The sequence below is a fragment of the Lysobacter yananisis genome, assembly GCF_031199375.1.
GTDB classification, from domain to species: domain Bacteria; phylum Pseudomonadota; class Gammaproteobacteria; order Xanthomonadales; family Xanthomonadaceae; genus Lysobacter; species Lysobacter yananisis.
Window position 1 is genome coordinate 1557895 of sequence record NZ_CP133568.1, and the last position, 16608, is coordinate 1574502.

A 16608-nucleotide genomic window follows, 5' to 3' on the forward strand; every position below is an offset into this window, starting at 1 on the left:
CGCCGCGGTATACCTCCGACATTTTCCAATCGCCGCCGGCCAGCGCCGACGGCCGCCAGCGCAGGAAGCGCCCGCATGTTCCAGCCCCCGCCGGTCGCCATCGAACAACTCGAAGGACCGATCGAACGACTGCGTTTGACCGCCGCGGCCGACGGCCGCTTCGTCGCCTGGATCGCGGGCCAGCAGGTGCACGGCCGCACCCGCGACGCCTTCAATGCGCCGTTCGCCTGGCAGGCGCTGCAACGCATGGCGTTGAACGCGCTGCCGGCGCGGGTCGGCGTGCTGGTGTACGCCGACGGCCGCCGCGAGGCGCATTGGGCGGTGGCCGCCGGCAGCGCCGGCCTGATTCCGATGCCGACCGAGTTGGAGCGCAAGCTCGCGCTGGCCCAGGCGATGCGCTGGCTGCCGGTGCTGGCGCTGTGGTCGATCTGGAGCGGCGTGGCGCTGCCCCAGGCGCATGCGGGCCTGGGCTGGATGTTGCTGCTGTTGATCGCGCTGGGCGGTACCGCCGGAATCGCCGCGACCCTCGCGACCCAGGCCTGGACCTGGCTGCAGCATCGCCGGCGCCGGCCGATCCTGGCCGCGTCGGAGCACCACTTGGTCCACGCCATCGGCGCGATGCGCACGCAACACCGCGTCTGGTCGCGGCGGCTGCGCAGCGCCGCATTGCGCCGGGCCGCGCGCGACGCCGCGCGCGCGCAGACCCAAGGCGGCGATTGGACGCAGACGCTGACCGACGACACCGCCGCCGGCACCGTCGCGCTGCAGCGCCTGCACGGCCGCCTGCCGATGCCGTGGTCGAGCCAGGGCCTGCACGGCGAGGGCAGCAGCATGCTGCTGATGGACGACTACCGGTTCGCGCTGTGCGGGCGCTACCTCAGCCTGCGCGCGCTGCACGGCCCCGGCTACCCGACGCCGTTCCTGGCGATGGGCGACCGGGTCGAAGTGCTGGTGCCGGCGCAGGAACGGGCCGAGGCCGACTCGGTGTACGCGTTGCGCAATCTCGAAGACGGGCGGATCTACATCGCCCACGGCGGCTTCCGCCTGCTCGCCGGCGGCGACCCCGCCGGCGAGCACGCGCTGACCGGCTTCACCGCGCGCAGCTATCGCCTGCGCGGCGCGGGCGGCGCGGCGATCGCGCTGATCGCGACCACACTGTGCTACTTCGTGTTCGGCTTCGACCCGGACGAAGCCGGCCGTTCGCTCGAACGGGCCGGCTTCTTCGCGGCCGTGTTCGTCGCCATGATCGCGGCGATCGCGCTGCCGTACGCGTGGTCGCGCCGGCGCTGGCGCATCGGCCGCGCCAACGCCCGCGAACGCCTGACCGAACGGGTCTACGCGGCGCTCGACCTGGGTTCGCCGCTGGCGCCGCTGCCCGCGCACGCGCACGACGTGTAAGCCGGCGCCTGCAGCGCGAACCCGGCGCAGCGGACGCTTCCACGTGCGCGGCAACGCGCCGCCGGACGGCGGCGCGCGCCGGTGCGCGATGCGCTACTCGGGCAGATACCGGCAGCCGAGCGGCCCGGCGCAGAGGTTGTGCTCGCGCGCGCAGATCTCCCAGTTGCCGTCGGGCCGGGCCATGCAGCTGTCGTAGATCGCGACGCACGGACTGCAGTCGGGCTCGGTCGCCGCGACGCTGCCGGCGAAACCGGCGGCGAACGCGAAGGCGACGAACGCGGCGAGCAGGGTAGTGCGATGGGTCGGAATCATCGGACCTTCTCCTTGGTCGTGGAACGGACGGTCGGCGGCGCGCTTCAGAACTCCGGCATCAGCGGGCAGTTGATCGGCTCGGCGCAATAGTTGTGCTCGCGCGCGCAGAGGCCCTGGTCGGCATCGGGCTGGACCATGCAGGCGTCGTAGATGGCGGTGCACCAACTGCAATCGCGCTGCGCGAACGCGCTGCCGGCGAAACCGGCGGCGAATACGGACAAGGCGAGGAACAACGTCGTGCGGCGAATGGAACGCATACGAACCTTCTCCTTGGTCGGGGCGGCCGCGCGCCGTGGCGGCGCCGGACGCATGGATGCCGGCGGCGAATGCGCGCGCGACCGGACGCGCCGGACGCGGGACGCACGCGCGCCGGCGTTGCTCAGGTCTGCGGCTTGAACGGACAGCCCAGCGACTTGGCGCAGCGGTTGTGTTCGAGCACGCACTCGTACTCGCTGGCGTCGGGCTTGGCCATGCAGTTGTCGTAGATGCCGGTGCAGATGCTGCAATTGCGCTGGGCCGCGGCGCCTCCGGCGAAACCGGCGGCGAGCGCGAAGGCGGCGGCGAAGATCAGGGTGTGGCGTCGGATCGAACGCATGCGAACCTGCTCCTTGGTCGGCGGGCCGGAACGGCCAGCGACAGCATGCGCGCGGGGGTCGCCGCGGCCCGTGACTGCGATCACGGGGCGGTTGGCGAGTCCCTGGCCGGCCGATGCCCGGCGCGGCGAGCGCGCGCACGCGAACGGCGCGGGTATCGCCGGCCGCAGCTTCGGCCTTAGCATCGGGCGTTATCGCGGCGGCGGCTTGCTGTGGTGGGAGAGCCTTCAGGCCCGATGCTGTCCGGTCCGGTCGCGGCGACCAGGCACCAGAGCATTGGGCCTGAAGGCCCTCCCACCACAGCGGCGCGCCACCCGCCCGCCTTCCTACCGCATTGGAGTTTCGCGATGTCCCCTCGCTTCCGCCCGACGGCGCTCGCCGCACTGGCGCTCGGCCTGATCGCCGCCCCGGCCTTCGCCGGGCAAGCCGCCGACCCCGCCGCGGTCGCCGAGGCCGCGCGTTCGGTGCAGACCCAGGTCGTGGCCTGGCGCCGCGACATCCACCAGCATCCCGAACTGGGCCAGCACGAGGTGCGCACCGCCAAGCTCGTCGCCGACCAGTTGCGCAAACTCGGCCTGCAGCCGCGCACCGGCATCGCCCACACCGGCGTGGTCGCCGTGCTCAAGGGCGGCCTGCCCGGCCCGCGCATCGCCATCCGCGCCGACATGGACGCGCTGCCGGTGACCGAGCCGGCCGGCCTGGCGTTCGCTTCCAAAGTTACCGCCGATTACCGCGGCCAGCCGGTCGGGGTGATGCACGCCTGCGGCCACGACGCGCACGTGGCGATCCTGCTCGGCGTGGCCACCGCGCTGGCGGCGCAGAAGGAACGGCTGCCGGGCGAGGTGATGTTCGTGTTCCAGCCGGCCGAGGAAGGCCCGCCGACCGCCGGCGAACCCTTCGGCGCCAAGCTCATGCTCGACGAGGGCGTGTTCAAGGACTTCAAACCCGACGCGGTGTTCGGCCTGCACGTGTGGGCTGGGCTCAACGTCGGCCAGGTCGGCTACCGCAGCGGCCCGATGCTGGCCAGCGCCGACGAATGGAGCCTGACCGTGCGCGGCAAGCAGACCCACGGCTCGCGGCCGTGGGACGGCGTCGACCCGATCACCGTCGGCGCGCAGATCCTGCTCGCCAGCCAGAGCATGATCGCGCGCCAGGTCAACATCGCCGCGACCCCGGTGGTGCTGACCGCCGGCCAGTTCAACAGCGGCGTGCGATTCAACATCATTCCCGACGAAGCCAAGTTGGTCGGCACCCTGCGCACCTTCGACCCGGCCGTGCGCGAAGACGTGATCGCGCGCCTGCGCCGCACCGCCGACGACTACGCCCACGCCGCCGGCGCCAGCGCCGAGCTGGCGGTGGTCAACAACGCCCCGGCCACGATCAACGACGCCGCCCTGACCCGCCGCGTTTTGCCGTCGCTGCGGCGCGCGGCCGGCGAGGCCAACGTGAGCGAATCCGGGCTGGTGACCGTGGCCGAGGACTTCTCCCAATTCGCCAACACCGTGCCGGGCTTCTACTTCTTCGTCGGTTCCACCGCCCAGGGCAGCGCCGCGGCCAAGGCGCCGATCAACCATTCGCCGAACTTCATGCTCGACGAAGGCGCGCTGGAGGTGGGAACGAAGACGATGCTGCAGGTGGCGCTGGATTACCTGCACGGGCCCTGAGGCGTGAACGAACCCGCATCCGACCCGGACCGCGGCGCGGCCGCGCCGCTGCGCCTGAGCGGCGCGGTGCGGCGGCTGCAACGCACGGTGCAGACTCTCAGCCGCGGCGGCCGCCACGGCGCGCGGGTCGAATTCGCGGTCTATCGCTTCGACCTCGACCGCCGGCGCGTGGCGCTGTACGTGCCGCTGGCGCCGGACGGGCCGGCGGCGCCGCCGCTGGCCGAGGGCGACCGGGTCGAGCTGCTCGCGCAGCGCTACCGCCCCGATGCGCGCGACGACGCGCGGCAGGCCGAGGCCGGCGCGGTGGTGGCCCTGCGCAACCATGATCGCCGCACCGCGTATGCCTGCCACAGCGCGTTCCGCTGGCTGATGCTGGACATCGCCCCGGTCGGCTACACCCCGCGCATGCTGCGTGCGGCGCTGTGGTGGACGCTCGGCCTGTCGCTGCTGGCGTGCGCGGCGATCCCCGGCTTCGCCCTCGCCGTCGGCTCGTCGACGCCGTGGCAGCGAACGCTCGCCGACGTCGCGGCGCTGGTGGCGCTGATCGACGCGGCGATCTGGCTGCCGGTGGCGGCCTTGCAGTTGCGCTGGCGCCTGGGCCGGCCGACGCGGCGCCAGCGCTACACCGAACAGGTATATGCCGCGCTCGGATTCGGCTCGCCGCTGGATCCCGCGCCGGGTCTGATCGAATTGTGAGGACGGCGCGCTAAGTTCTCGCGACCAACGTCGCGCAGCCCGGGCCCGCCGCATCGGCTAGCATCGGGACTTTCCCGCCGGAGACCGTCGATGAAGCGTCCGCTGTCCGTCGCGCTGAGCTGCGCCCTGACCTGTTCCGCGCTGGCCGCGCTGCCGCTGGCCGCAATCGCGCAGACCGCCTCTTCGCAAGCGGCTTCCTCGCAAACGGGCTCTTCGCCAGCGGCGCAACGTCCCGAGGTCGCCGCCGCCGCGGCCAAGGTCAAGGCCGACGTGATCGCCTGGCGCCGCGACTTCCACCAGAACCCGGAGCTGTCCAACCGCGAGGAACGCACCGCGGCCAAGGTCGCCGAGCACCTGCGCAAGCTCGGGCTCAAGCCGCGCACCGGCATCGCCAAGCACGGCGTGGTCGCGATCGTCGAAGGCGGCAAGCCCGGCCCGAAGATCGCCTTGCGCGCCGACATGGACGCGCTGCCGGTGACCGAACAGGTCGACCTGCCGTTCGCGTCCAAGGCCACCGCCAGCTTCCGCGGCGAGACCGTCGGGGTCATGCACGCCTGCGGCCACGACGCCCACACCGGCATCCTGCTCGGCATCGCCGACGCGCTGGTGGCGATGAAGAAAGACCTGCCCGGCCAGGTGATGCTGGTGTTCCAGCCGGCCGAGGAAGGCGCGCCGGCGAACGAGGAAGGCGGCGCCTCGCTGATGCTCAAGGAAGGCCTGTTCAAGGACTTCCAGCCCGAGGCGGTGTTCGGCCTGCACGTGTTCTCGACCTTGAACGCCGGCCAGCTCGGCGTGCGCGGCGGCCCGCTGATGGCGGCGTCGGACCGCTTCACCATCAAGATCAAGGGCCGCCAGAGCCACGGCTCGACGCCGTGGATGGGCGTGGATCCCATCGTCGCCGCCGCCGACGTCATCGGCAGCGCCCAGACCATCGTCAGCCGCCGCACCAACATCGCCAAGCTGCCGGCGGTGGTGACCTTCGGCGCGATCAAGGGCGGCATCCGCTACAACATCATTCCCGACGACGTGGAGATGATCGGCACCATCCGCACCTTCGACGACGGCATGCGCCAGGCGATCTTCGCCGACCTCAAGAACGTCGCCGAACACGTCAGCGCCGCGCACGGCGCCCACGCCGAAGCGCTGGTGCCCGACCAGGACGGCAACCCGGTGACCTACAACGATCCGGCGCTGACCGCGCGCATGCTGCCGAGCCTGAAGGCGGTGGCCGGCGAGGCCAACGTGGTCGAGATGCCGCTGGTGATGGGCGCGGAGGATTTCTCCTACTACGCCAAGCAGGTGCCGGCGATGTTCTTCTTCGTCGGTTCGACCGAGAAGGGCGTGGACCCGGCGACCGCGCCGAGCAACCACTCGCCGAAGTTCAAGCTCGACGAGAGCTCGCTGGACCTGGGGCTGCGGGCGATGCTGCAGGTGACGCTGGATTATCTGAACGCGCCGAAGGCGGGGTGAGCGCGGGGCCGCGGTCGCGCGGTCGCGGTCGCTGTTGCGGCGCGGTTGAATTTTCGTGGTCGCGGCTCGCGCCGCTCCTACATGGGCTTCCTGTAGGAGCGGCGCGAGCCGCGACCGCGCCAATCGGCGTCCGGCGCAAGCCCGGAACCCGGGCGAACCCCGCCCCAGCGGCTAAAATGCCGCCATGACCGCCCACGAACTCCCCCTCGGCCGCCACGTCGACTACCCGCGCGAGTACGACGCCTCGCTGCTGTTCCCCATCGCCCGCGCGCTCGGCCGCGAGCACATCGGCATCGACGACGCCGCCCCGCCGTTCGTCGGCCACGACCGCTGGCATGCCTACGAACTGAGCTGGCTCGACGGCCGCGGCAAGCCGCGGGTCGCCACCGCGACCGTGTCGGTGCCGGCCACCTCGCCGCACCTGATCGAGTCCAAGTCGCTCAAGCTCTACCTGAATTCCTTCAATTCCAGCCGTTTCGACAGCGCCCAGGCGGTGCTCGACACCATCGCCGCCGACTTGAGCGCGGCCGCCGGCGCGCCGGTCGCCGTGGTCTTCGGCTTGCCGCCCATCGACGGCGACGGCACGGCCGAATCCATCGACGGCCTCGACGTGGCCATCGACGACTACGGTCCGCCGAATGCCGCGCACCTGTCCGCCGACGCGGGCGAAATCGTCGAGGAAACGCTGAACTCGGCGCTGCTGAAGTCGAACTGCCCGGTGACCGGCCAGCCGGATTGGGCGCGCGTGGTCATCGCGTATCGCGGCCCGCGCCTGGACCGGGCCGGTCTGCTGCGTTACCTGGTCTCGTTCCGCGACCACGCCGAGTTCCACGAGCAATGCGTCGAGCGCATCCACGCCGATCTGACCCGCATCGCCCAGCCGCAGTGGCTGTCGGTGGAAGCGCGCTACACCCGCCGCGGCGGCCTGGACATCAATCCCTGGCGCGGCAGCCCGGGCCTGGCGGCGCCGGCCGCGGGGCGCGACGAGCGGCAGTGATTTACTCGACAGTCCGCGCGACAGTCGGCGCGGCGATTCGCGCACCGATTCGGGCAGCGGTCGCACGGCCGCGCTGACGCTCCCGGCACCGGCCCGGCACACGGCCGGTGCCTGCGGGCATTACGACTGCGCAGGCCCGCGCGAGGTGGACGCCGTCCGCGTCATATCCCCATTCAGTTTCATCATCAAAGTTCACGCGGGCGCTATGTCTTTTTAACAAGCGCCATGTCATGGTGCCCCCGCCAACACGGCAGGAGCCCTCTACCCATGACTACCCCGGATAAGAAAGCCGATTTTTCCGATGTGCAAAGCGGTGTGTCGAGCACCGACGAAATCAAAGAGAAAGCCGATTTCAGCGACGTCCAGAGCGGCGTGAGCTCGACCGACGAGATCACCGGCGGTGGCCAGCAGACCTACACGGTCCAGAAGGGCGACACGCTGTCGCACATCGCCAAAGAGCTGTACGGCAAGGCGAGCAAGTGGAACGCGATCTTCGAGGCCAATCGCGATCAGCTCGACGATCCCGACAAGATCCAGCCCGGCCAGGTCCTGAAGATTCCGGCCGTCAACGACTGACCTGCACCGTCCGCGACGAGGCGCGAATGCGCGCCGCAACGCTTTCCGCTTTCAACGTCTTTCCAAGGAGATCCACCATGCTGATCCGCAATCGCACTACGTACGCCGTCGCCGCCGCCCTGGTCGCCTCGCTGGCGCTGGCGGGCTGCAAGAAGAAGGAAGAGCCCGCGCCGACCCCGCCGCCGGCCGCCGAAACCCCGGCTCCGGCGCCCGCTCCGGAACCCGCTCCGGCGCCGGTCGCCGCGACCGCTACGGTCGCCAGCGTCGACCTCGGCAGCGCCGTCGGCGCCGACAAGAAGGTCACCGCCGCGGCGACCACGTTCAAGCCGAAGGACACCGTCCACGCCTCGGTCACCACCAACACCTCCGATCCGTCCGCCACCGTGGCGACCAAGATCGGCGCCAAGTGGACCTTCCAGGACGGCCAGACCGTCAAGGAAGACCAGCCCACGGAGATCAACGCCACCAACGGCGGCGTGACCGAGTTCAGCATCAACAGCCCGAAGGGTTTCCCGGAAGGCAAGTACAAGGTCGAGATCACCCAGGACGGCAACGTCGTCCAGAGCAAGGAATTCGAGGTCAAGAAGTAAGCCTCTCCGCCTGAAGGGCGGGCAAGCCCGGGCGCGGCCTCACGGCCGCGCCTTTTTTTGCCCGAACCCCACGATGCCCCTTGTAGGAGCGGCGCAAGCCGCGACCGCGCCCTCGCAACCACGACGCAACCAACCGCCCCGCGCAAACACACGCGCGGACACGGATGCCTCGGGATTTCGCCGCACTCGCACTGTCGCGGCCACGCCCTGTAGGAGCGGCGCAAGCCGCGACCGCGAACCCGCAACGACGACGCTAGCGGCTATCCCGAGCGGCCACACGTGCGGATACGCAGGCATCCGGAATGTCGCCGTAGCCGCGCTATCGCGGTCGCGGCTCGCGCCGCTCCTGCAACGCGGTTTCGCGGCATCAACCGCGCGGGAATTCGCCGTCCACGTACACCCAGCGCCCCTCGGCCCGTTCGAACCGGCTCACTTCGTGCAGCCGCACCGCGCTGCCGCCGCCGACGCGGTAACGCGCCACGAACTCCACCACCGCCGCGTCGCCGTCCTCGCGCTGGCGCTTCAGCTCCAGCCCGAGCCAGCGCACCGCCGGGTCGAACTCGAGCGTGTCCGGGCAGGTCCGCGCCGCCCAGCTCGCGCGCAGGTACTCCAGGTCGCCCAGGACATAGGCGCTGTAGCGCGAGCGCATCAGCGCCGCGGCGGTGGCCGCGGCCTGGCCGGCGTGCAGCGGCCCGCAGCAGGCGGCATAGCGGCGCGAGGGGTCGCAGGGGCAGGCGGCGGGCGGGGCGAGGCGGGCGGTCATGCCGGTATTTTCGCCGCGGCCACGCGCTTGCGACTACCATGCACGCCCCGCATGCCCCACGAGCGCCGCCCATGAAAGCCCCCGCCTATCTCGACGACGACCAGATCGAACGCCTGGCCGACCTGCTCGACCAGCGCGCCGTGCCGTACAAGGGTTTCAATCTCGAAGCGCTGGACGGCTACCTCTCGGCCCTGGCGGTCGGTCCCGGCCAGCCGGCCCCGGCCGACTGGCAGCCGGCGGTCTGGGGCGGCAAGGAGCCGCGCTGGAACGACCAGGCCGAGGCCGACCAGGTCCAGGCGCTGCTGATCGGCCACTGGAACATGGTGTCCGCGCGCGTGCGGCACGGCGACGACGACCTGCCCGACCACCTCGCCCCGCTGCTGTGGCTGCCGGAGGAACCCGACACCGAGCAGCCCGACGAGCTCGACGTCGGCCGCGACTGGGCGCTGGGCTTCTTCCGCGGGGTCGAGCTGCACGAGGCGACCTGGGAGACGTGGCTGGACGAGAACGACTGGATCGACGAGATCTTCGTCCTGTTCGACCGCCTCGCCAGCGGCGAGGTGCTCGGCGAGGACCCGGCCGCGCCGCCGGCGCAGCTGAGCTACCGCGAGCGCCTGGAGATCGTCGCCGGCCTGCCCGGCATGCTCGCCGACCTGCAGCACCACCGGGTCGAGGCGCTGACCCCGCGCGAACCGCTGCGCCGCGCCGAGACCCCGGACCGCAACGAACCCTGCCCCTGCGGCAGCGGCAAGAAGTACAAGAAGTGCTGCGGGGCCTGAGCCCCGCCGCGTCGCGGCGGCGCTGAACCGGCGCCGCCGCGGGCGTACCTCGCATCGCAATGCCGCGTTCGGGGACGCGCGCCGTGCGCGAATCGCAATTCGGTTTCAGCTACTCGTTGTCCGATTGGTCGCCGCCTTGCTGGTCACGGTCGCGCTGTGCGTCTGCCTGACCGGCTTCAACGTCTAGCGCCGCCCCCGCCGCCGCCCGGACGGCGCTGTCGCGCCGCGCGCCCGGGTGCGACAATCGCGCCGCTTCGGCGCCCGTCGGCGCCGTCCCCACACGCCCCGCCGGCCATGTCCGACGCCACCCACCCGTGCCTGCGCTGCGGCGCCTGCTGCGCCAGCTTCCGCGTCGCCTTCCACTGGAGCGAGACCGACGCGCATCCCGGCGGGCTCACCCCGGCGACGCTGACCGAACCCCTCGACCCGCACCGCGTGGTCATGCGCGGTACCTATGGCGGCGCGCCGGTGCGCTGCGGGCAACTGCGCGGCCAGGTCGCGCACGATGCCCACTGCGGCATCTATCCGCTGCGGCCCTCGCCCTGTCGCGAGGTCAGGCCGGCGTGGGAGGACGGCGCGCCGAGCGCGCAGTGCGACAAGGCGCGGGCGCTGCATGGGATGGCGCCGTTGACGCCGGGCGATTGGGCGGCGGAGTCGACGCCCGGTCCGGACCGCGGCGGATTTCACTCCTAGCCCGAGGCCGCCGCAGTCTCGTCGGTCGGCCCGCGGACGCAATAAAGCCGCGTGTGGTCCTTGGCGGTGTAGGTCCGGCACAGGTGATCGGCGCAACTGCGCGTCTGGCAGCGCGCCAGCTCGAACTCGCGGCCGTTGTCGTCCACCCGCGACAACCGCCACCGCGCCGGCCCGAGCCCGGCCCGCACCGCGCCCAGATCGCTTTCGCGCAGGCCCAGGTGGGCCAAGGCATTGTCGAGATCGCGCCGCGAGTCCGCCGAGTCCGCGGCCGCCGACAGCACCACCCGCTCGCAGCCCGCCGGCCCGTGCGGATGCGCCTGGGCCAGGTACGCGGTCGCGCCGATCCGCAGCATCGCGGCGCGGCACACGCCCAGGCCGTCGTCCTGATACTCGGCGAACGTCCCCACCGCCCAGCGTCGCTCGAACTCATGGCTGGTCCATGGCAGCACGCACAACCAGAACGGCTCGACCCAATCCCAGCGGTCGCCGTCGATGCGTTGCACGCTCATGCCGCGTCTTCCGCGCGCACGTGGGTCATGACGCCGCTTCGGCCGCGCGCGGCCGCTTGGCCCGGGCGCCCGCCACCGGCACGCCGAAGCGCTTCAACGTCAGCGCGACCCGCTCCGACGACGCCTCGCCGCGCAAGGCGCGGGCCAGCGCCGCGCGCGCTTCGCCGTCCAACGGCGACCGCTCTTCGTCGAGCAGGGCGGTCGGCTCGCGCCATGTCGAGAACCAGGGCTCGGCGCGGGTCGTGGCGAAGCGCAACAAGTCCTCCAGGCAGCGCTCGTAGGTGCTGCCGGAGGCGGCGTTGAAACGCAGATGGAAGCGATCGGCATGGAACAGCGCCAGGTCGCTGCTGTTCGGGCCGTTGAGCCAGGTCGGCTCGCGCTCGTCGTCGAGCACCGCGATGCCCAGGTGCACGCGCAGGCTGATCGAGGCGTTGTACGGCGCGCCGTAACTGCTGCCCGAGCGGAACAGGTGGATGAACTCCAGGTGGTGTTCGTAGCGACGCGTCCAGAACTTGCTGCGAGTGCGCGCATAGCCGAGCCCGGCCAAGCCTTCGCTGAAGTCGCGCGAAATCCGCTCCATGCCCGCGCGCACGATTGGGGTCTTGCTGGAAGCTTCCACGTTCATCGCACCGCCTCGCCTGCCTTGGCTCGCTGCGGGCCGCCGGCCGCGCCAGGCGGCACCATAGCAAGTCCCGGTTGCGACCGTCGCCTGCCTGCAACACAGCGACTTGCCCCGCACTTTGCCTCCCTTCCCCCGAACCGCGACAATGGCCGGCCGGCCCGTCGCGCCACCCCACGGGCCGCAGGAACCCTGCTCCGTCCATGCGCACGCGCACGGGCGGCCCCACTGGAGATCGTAATGACTGAGTTCGTAGCGACGCCGCCCTCCGGCGGCGCCAAGATCACCAAGACCCCGACCGGCCTGAACGTGCCGGACCGCCCGATCATCCCGTTCATCGAAGGCGACGGCACCGGCCCCGACATCTGGCGCGCCTCGGTCCGCGTGCTCGATGCAGCGGTCGCCAAGGCCTACGGCGGCCAGAAAAAGATCGAGTGGCTGGAGGTCTATGCCGGCGAGAAGGCCAACAACACCTACGGCACCTGGCTGCCCGACGGCACCGTGCAGGCCTGCCGCGATTACCTGGTGAGCATCAAGGGCCCGCTGACCACGCCGGTCGGCGGCGGCATCCGTTCGCTCAACGTGGCCCTGCGCCAGATGCTCGACCTGTACGTCTGCCTGCGCCCGGTGCGCTGGTTCGAGGGCGTGCCCTCGCCGGTCAAGAAGCCGGGCGACGTCGACATGGTGATCTTCCGCGAGAACACCGAGGACATCTACGCCGGCATCGAATGGGCCGGCGGCAGCGCCGACGCCAAGAAGGTGCTCGACTTCCTGCAGGCCGAGTTCCCGCAGGCCTTCGACAAGATCCGCTTCGGCACCCAGGCCAAGATCGACGCCTGGCAAGACGAGCTGGTCGCGGTCGGCGCGCCCAAGCGCGAGCTCGGCGTCGACGTGGGCATCGGCATCAAGCCGGTCTCCTTCCTCGGCACCACCCGCCTGGTCCACGCGGCCATCGAATACGCGATCGAGAACAAGCGTAAGTCGGTGACCCTGGTCCACAAGGGCAACATCATGAAGTACACCGAAGGCGGCTTCCGCGACTGGGGTTACCAGATCGCGCGCGAAGCCTTCGGCGCGGTCGAGCTCGACGGCGGCCCGTGGCACGTGATTCCGGAAGGCAAGCCGGGCGCGGGCCTGGTGATCAAGGACGCGATCGCCGACGCCTTCCTGCAGCAGATCCTGCTGCGTCCGAAGGAATACGACGTGTCGGCGACGCTGAACCTCAACGGCGACTACCTCTCCGACGCGCTCGCCGCGCAGGTCGGCGGCATCGGCATCGCGCCGGGCGCCAACATCAATTACGTGACCGGCCACGCCGTGTTCGAGGCGACCCACGGCACCGCGCCGAAGTACGCCGACCTCGACAAGGTCAACCCGGGCTCGGTGATCCTGTCGGGCGAGATGATGCTGCGCTACCTGGGCTGGACCGAAGCCGCCGACGCGATCATCGCGGCGATGGACAAGGCCATCGCGTCCAAGCGCGTGACCTACGATTTCGCCCGTCTGATGGACAGCGCGACCGAGGTCAAGTGCTCGGAGTTCGCCGACGAAATCATCAAGCATCTCTGACGCGACGCGGCTGCACGTTGATGAACACGGGGCGCTTCGGCGCCCCGTGTTTTTTTTGCGAATGCCGCGATCGCTCCCTGTAGGAGCGGCGCAAGCCGCGACCGCGAAACCGCGCTGACGTCGCCCGCCGAACTCCACCGCGTCGCTCGCCGATCCCGATCCGCGACAAACGAACGATTCGCCGTTCCCGCGGCTTCGCGCTCGCAGCTTGCGCAGCGCCTACCGGACGTTGTTGCGATTGCGCAACCCTCGGCGGACGACGGCCGGCCTACCGGCCGCGGCCGGTTGCGCTAGCATCGCGGCAGGTCCCCGCGGACGACGGACATGGCGAGCGAGCTGCGCGGCTACCGCATCTACGACGATGGCGCGGTCGAGGAACTCGGCCCGGTGCCGACCGCGCGCCTGGGCGAATTGTTGACCCAGGCGCAGGCCGCGATCCCCCGCCGCGCCTACGCCATCGGCCTGTACCGCGACCGGCGCGATTTCCTCGAAGCGCGCCCGCGCGGCCAGGACGAGTTCGCGTTCCGCAGCGACCGCCTGCACCGCGATTCGTTGCTCTCGCGCCTGTCCGGCCGCGACGCCGGCCTCGCCTTCGACGTCCACGGCGTCGAGCAGGCGGTGGCCGCGTTCGTCTGCTACGCCGGCCTGCCGCGCGACGCGTTCGAGCGCAAGGCCGAGGATTTCCCCAAGCCGCGGCGCTGACCGCGGCGCGCCGACGACGAACGGCGACGCGCGCGGCGAGCGGCGCGTGAACAGGCCGCGGCGCGATCGGATCGACGCATCCCGCGGCGAAATCGCCAACGCCTGCGCCGTCGTCGCGACGCCGACGCACCCGATCCCGGGCCCGCGGCTTGCCCGGCGGGCGCGCGCATGGCAGCGTGAGGCGCCACGATCCCTGCGATCGGCCGACCACAGGAAGGATTCCCATGGGCACGCCAAGCTTTCCCTACGACGCCGCGCATCCGGACCATGCGCAGTTCCAGCGGACCTACGACGCGGTCAAGGCCGCCGGTCCGTGGAGCGATGCGCAGGCGCGCAATCTCGCCGCCGGCTTGTACGCCGAACTCAAGCAGCATCCGCAGATGGGCGGCTTCGACCGCATCGTCGCCGGCAGCGCCGATGCGCCGGTGCCGTCGTTGTTCGCGCTGCGCGGCGATCCGTCCTCGCCGGCGGCGCAGCGCGTCGGCGTGCCGCTGTCGCTGCGCGAGGTCGATGCCGCGCAGACGCTGGCCGGCTATGTTCATGCCAGCCAGGTCGACAAGGACGGCTACCTCGAAGACCCGGCGATCAAGCGCCAGCCGATCGCGGCGCTGGAAAAAGGCGCGATCGACGCGCACCACGGCATCGTCATGCACCGCACCGAATCGGCGACCGCGAAGAGCGCGCTGGACGCGTTCAAGAGCGGCACCGGCACCCACTTCCTGATCGACAAGGACGGCACGATCTACCAGACCGCCAGCCTCGACCAGAAGACCTATCATGTCGGCAAGATCAAGGGCCGCTGCGTCGAGGAAGGCAACTGCTCGGCGCAGGAACAGGCCTGGTTCGACAAGACCGGCTGGAATCCCAAGGCCGTCCACGACCACGAGAAAGCCAAGGCCTATCCCGACCGTTTCCCGATGAACGACGACAGCGTCGGCATCGAGGTGGTCGGCAGCTACAACGCCAAGACCAAGACCTGGGACGCGCCCACGGGCGCGCAGACCGCCTCGATCAACAAGTTGGTCGGCGCGCTGCAGAAGGAGTACGGACTCGATGACAAAGACGTCTACAAGCACGATGCGATCTCGTACAAGACCCAGGGCGAGGGCGCAGGTCTGTACGTGCCTGCTGCTGCCAACGCTCCTGCTGTCGATGGCAGCGTGCAGTCCGCCGCGCCGCGCCGCTGAGGCCGCCGACGCGATCGTGGTGACCCGCATCGACCCGGCCGCGTACGACCCGGCCGGCAAGGACGAAGCCGTGCGCGCGGCCTGCGCGAAGTGGACGCTCGATGCCAAGCAGGCGGCGAAATTCTTCCGCGCCAGCCGCGAGTACCCCGACGGCACCCACGACGCGTTCTACTGGCTGCCGTGCTCGATCAAGGGCCGCCTGCGCGCGCAGGGCCGCGAGTGGGATTTCGAGATCAACGCCGCCGCCACCGCGACCTGGATCGACGGCGACACGGCGCGGCGCTGGGGCTGCACCGACAAGGCTTGCGAGCCGCTGGTGCTGCTGATGCCGGACGGCAACGAGGGCCCGTAGCGGCTCGCGCCGCTCCTACAGGGGCTGCGGCCGCATACGAAAAAGGGCGCCCCGGGGCGCCCTTTTTGCCATCGCGGCGGCGATCAGCGCACGTACGGCGCCGGTGCGTTCTCGACCTGCTTCTGCTTGATCTGGTCGATCTTGGCCTGCTCTTCCTCGCGGGTCATGCGGTGCTTGGGCGCGATGTTCGGCTCGATCAGGCGCATCCAGTTGCGGGTGATCTGCTTGCTCTCGTCCTCGCAGCGCAGCGCGCGGGCTTCGGGCAGGCGGCCGCTGGTGACGATGCGCAGGTACTTGCCCGGGTCGTGGCCGTAGATCATGCACTGCAGGTTGAAGAAGCGCTGCGCGCCGACCGAGTGCTCGTCGGCGTAGGTCGCCATGTCGTGGTTGCCGCTGTCGGTCAGCAGGAAGAAGTTCGAGGCCAGCTGCAGGTTCTGGGCGATGTCGCCCTCGGACTCGTCGGCGCTGACGAAGGACAGCATCAAGGTGGTGGCGAGCTGGTCGACCGCGTCTTCCTCGCGGCCGGTCTGCGGCAGGTCGAGCATGTCGACCAGGGCGTGGCCGGTCTCGTGCAGCATCAGGAAGCGCAGGTTCGCCATCAGGTACTTGAGCTGGTCGCGGGTGCTGCCGCCGTTGGCCTGGGCGATCGCCGCGCCCTGCCGCACCAGCATGTCGAGCATCTCGTAGCACAGCACCACGTCGCCCTTGTCGCGGGCGTAGAAGGCGTTGATGGTGCCGCACTCGGCGGTGATGAAGTTGATCGGCCGCGGCAGGGTCAGCCAGCCGTCGAGCTGGTTGACCTCGGGCAGGTTGCGCAGCACGTCGATCTCGCTGGCCATGTTGTAGATCGACAGCAGCTGCGGGCTGCGCGGGGAGACGTACTTGTAGGTGAAGTGGGTGCCATCGGCCTTCTCCGTCGCCGCCGCCTCGGCGGCGACCGGCGCGGTTTCGGCCGGCAGCGCGGCGTCGACCGGCTTGGCCGGCTCGACCACGGCGGCGGCCGGCGCGGCGACCGGCGCGGGCGCGGCGGCCTGTTGCTTTTGCCAGGTGCTGTAGCCCCAGATCGAACAGACCGCGATCAAGGCCGCGGCCAGCACGCCGATGATGATCTTTTGAACCATGGATGTGTCGCTCTCGTC

21 protein-coding genes are annotated in these 16608 nt (G+C 70.8%); 13 read left to right on the forward strand and 8 right to left on the reverse strand.

Annotated elements, in window-relative coordinates; genetic code table 11:
- Positions 1–75 precede the first annotated feature (75 nt).
- On the forward strand, positions 76–1398 hold the full coding sequence (locus tag RDV84_RS06605; protein ID WP_309152845.1) for a hypothetical protein: 1323 nt from the start codon (positions 76–78) through the stop codon (positions 1396–1398).
- Between the two features lie 93 nt (positions 1399–1491).
- Here RDV84_RS06605 and RDV84_RS06610 read toward each other — a convergent pair whose 3' ends face one another.
- The 4 genes from RDV84_RS06610 to RDV84_RS25965 form a co-directional block, all read right to left on the reverse strand.
- Positions 1492–1710 (reverse strand): hypothetical protein, encoded by a 219-nt coding sequence (locus RDV84_RS06610; protein WP_309152846.1) that lies wholly within the window; start codon positions 1708–1710, stop codon positions 1492–1494.
- A gap of 44 nt (positions 1711–1754) precedes the next feature.
- Positions 1755–1967, reverse strand: a complete 213-nt coding sequence (locus tag RDV84_RS06615) for a hypothetical protein (RefSeq protein ID WP_250448436.1) — start codon at positions 1965–1967, stop codon at positions 1755–1757.
- Between the two features lie 122 nt (positions 1968–2089).
- Complete coding sequence (locus RDV84_RS06620) at positions 2090–2305, reverse strand: hypothetical protein (protein WP_057949780.1); 216 nt, start codon at positions 2303–2305, stop codon at positions 2090–2092.
- A gap of 176 nt (positions 2306–2481) precedes the next feature.
- Positions 2482–2604 carry a DUF6053 domain-containing protein gene (locus RDV84_RS25965; protein WP_425608194.1) on the reverse strand — a complete coding sequence of 41 codons (123 nt, stop codon included), beginning with the start codon at positions 2602–2604 and terminating at the stop codon, positions 2482–2484.
- A 46-nt stretch (positions 2605–2650) separates the two neighbouring features.
- Here RDV84_RS25965 and RDV84_RS06625 point away from each other — a divergent pair, with 46 nt between their 5' ends.
- The 6 genes from RDV84_RS06625 to RDV84_RS06650 all read left to right on the forward strand — a co-directional run bounded on the left by RDV84_RS06625 (position 2651) and on the right by RDV84_RS06650 (position 8296).
- Complete coding sequence (locus RDV84_RS06625) at positions 2651–3967, forward strand: amidohydrolase (RefSeq protein WP_309152847.1); 1317 nt, start codon at positions 2651–2653, stop codon at positions 3965–3967.
- A gap of 3 nt (positions 3968–3970) precedes the next feature.
- Positions 3971–4663, forward strand: a complete 693-nt coding sequence (locus RDV84_RS06630) for a hypothetical protein (RefSeq protein ID WP_309152848.1) — start codon at positions 3971–3973, stop codon at positions 4661–4663.
- A gap of 90 nt (positions 4664–4753) precedes the next feature.
- Positions 4754–6133, forward strand: a complete 1380-nt coding sequence (locus RDV84_RS06635) for a M20 family metallopeptidase (protein ID WP_309152849.1) — start codon at positions 4754–4756, stop codon at positions 6131–6133.
- A 184-nt stretch (positions 6134–6317) separates the two neighbouring features.
- A complete protein-coding gene (gene queF, locus RDV84_RS06640; RefSeq protein WP_309152850.1) occupies positions 6318–7130 on the forward strand; it encodes an NADPH-dependent 7-cyano-7-deazaguanine reductase QueF in 813 nt (270 codons plus the stop codon).
- A gap of 267 nt (positions 7131–7397) precedes the next feature.
- Complete coding sequence (locus RDV84_RS06645; RefSeq protein ID WP_057949776.1) at positions 7398–7706, forward strand: LysM peptidoglycan-binding domain-containing protein; 309 nt, start codon at positions 7398–7400, stop codon at positions 7704–7706.
- Positions 7707–7783: 77 nt separating this feature from the next.
- The gene (locus RDV84_RS06650) at positions 7784–8296 is read left to right on the forward strand and encodes a hypothetical protein (RefSeq protein ID WP_057949775.1); all 513 of its coding nucleotides are present in this window, start codon (positions 7784–7786) and stop codon (positions 8294–8296) included.
- 367 nt (positions 8297–8663) lie between these two features.
- Here RDV84_RS06650 and RDV84_RS06655 read toward each other — a convergent pair whose 3' ends face one another.
- Positions 8664–9059 carry a YchJ family protein gene (locus RDV84_RS06655; RefSeq protein WP_309152851.1) on the reverse strand — a complete coding sequence of 132 codons (396 nt, stop codon included), beginning with the start codon at positions 9057–9059 and terminating at the stop codon, positions 8664–8666.
- Between the two features lie 71 nt (positions 9060–9130).
- Between RDV84_RS06655 and RDV84_RS06660 the strand changes: the two genes are divergently transcribed.
- Both RDV84_RS06660 and RDV84_RS06665 read left to right on the forward strand, forming a co-directional pair.
- Positions 9131–9838, forward strand: a complete 708-nt coding sequence (locus RDV84_RS06660) for a UPF0149 family protein (protein ID WP_057949773.1) — start codon at positions 9131–9133, stop codon at positions 9836–9838.
- 294 nt (positions 9839–10132) lie between these two features.
- Entirely contained in the window at positions 10133–10531 is a 399-nt protein-coding gene (locus RDV84_RS06665) for a YkgJ family cysteine cluster protein (protein ID WP_309152852.1), read from the forward strand.
- Here the strand turns inward: RDV84_RS06665 and RDV84_RS06670 are convergent.
- Positions 10528–11040 (reverse strand): SPRY domain-containing protein, encoded by a 513-nt coding sequence (locus RDV84_RS06670; protein WP_309152853.1) that lies wholly within the window; start codon positions 11038–11040, stop codon positions 10528–10530. The two genes, RDV84_RS06665 and RDV84_RS06670, sit on opposite strands and share 4 nt — an antisense overlap.
- A 25-nt stretch (positions 11041–11065) precedes the next feature.
- The gene (locus tag RDV84_RS06675; RefSeq protein WP_309152854.1) at positions 11066–11665 is read right to left on the reverse strand and encodes a hypothetical protein; all 600 of its coding nucleotides are present in this window, start codon (positions 11663–11665) and stop codon (positions 11066–11068) included.
- Positions 11666–11899: 234 nt separating this feature from the next.
- On the opposite strand from RDV84_RS06675, the gene icd reads away from it, so the two are divergent.
- The 4 genes from icd to RDV84_RS06695 all read left to right on the forward strand — a co-directional run bounded on the left by icd (position 11900) and on the right by RDV84_RS06695 (position 15469).
- Positions 11900–13228, forward strand: coding sequence for an isocitrate dehydrogenase (NADP(+)) (gene icd / locus RDV84_RS06680; protein ID WP_309152855.1), 1329 nt, complete (start codon positions 11900–11902; stop codon positions 13226–13228).
- A 324-nt stretch (positions 13229–13552) separates the two neighbouring features.
- Positions 13553–13930, forward strand: a complete 378-nt coding sequence (locus tag RDV84_RS06685) for a hypothetical protein (protein ID WP_309152856.1) — start codon at positions 13553–13555, stop codon at positions 13928–13930.
- A 224-nt stretch (positions 13931–14154) separates the two neighbouring features.
- Positions 14155–15117, forward strand: coding sequence for a peptidoglycan recognition family protein (locus tag RDV84_RS06690; RefSeq protein WP_309152857.1), 963 nt, complete (start codon positions 14155–14157; stop codon positions 15115–15117).
- Positions 15083–15469 carry a hypothetical protein gene (locus tag RDV84_RS06695; RefSeq protein ID WP_309152858.1) on the forward strand — a complete coding sequence of 129 codons (387 nt, stop codon included), beginning with the start codon at positions 15083–15085 and terminating at the stop codon, positions 15467–15469. The genes RDV84_RS06690 and RDV84_RS06695 overlap by 35 nt, the downstream gene beginning before the upstream one ends.
- Before the next feature lie 83 nt (positions 15470–15552).
- Here RDV84_RS06695 and RDV84_RS06700 read toward each other — a convergent pair whose 3' ends face one another.
- Complete coding sequence (locus tag RDV84_RS06700) at positions 15553–16590, reverse strand: DUF4344 domain-containing metallopeptidase (RefSeq protein ID WP_309152859.1); 1038 nt, start codon at positions 16588–16590, stop codon at positions 15553–15555.
- Positions 16591–16608 lie beyond the last annotated feature (18 nt).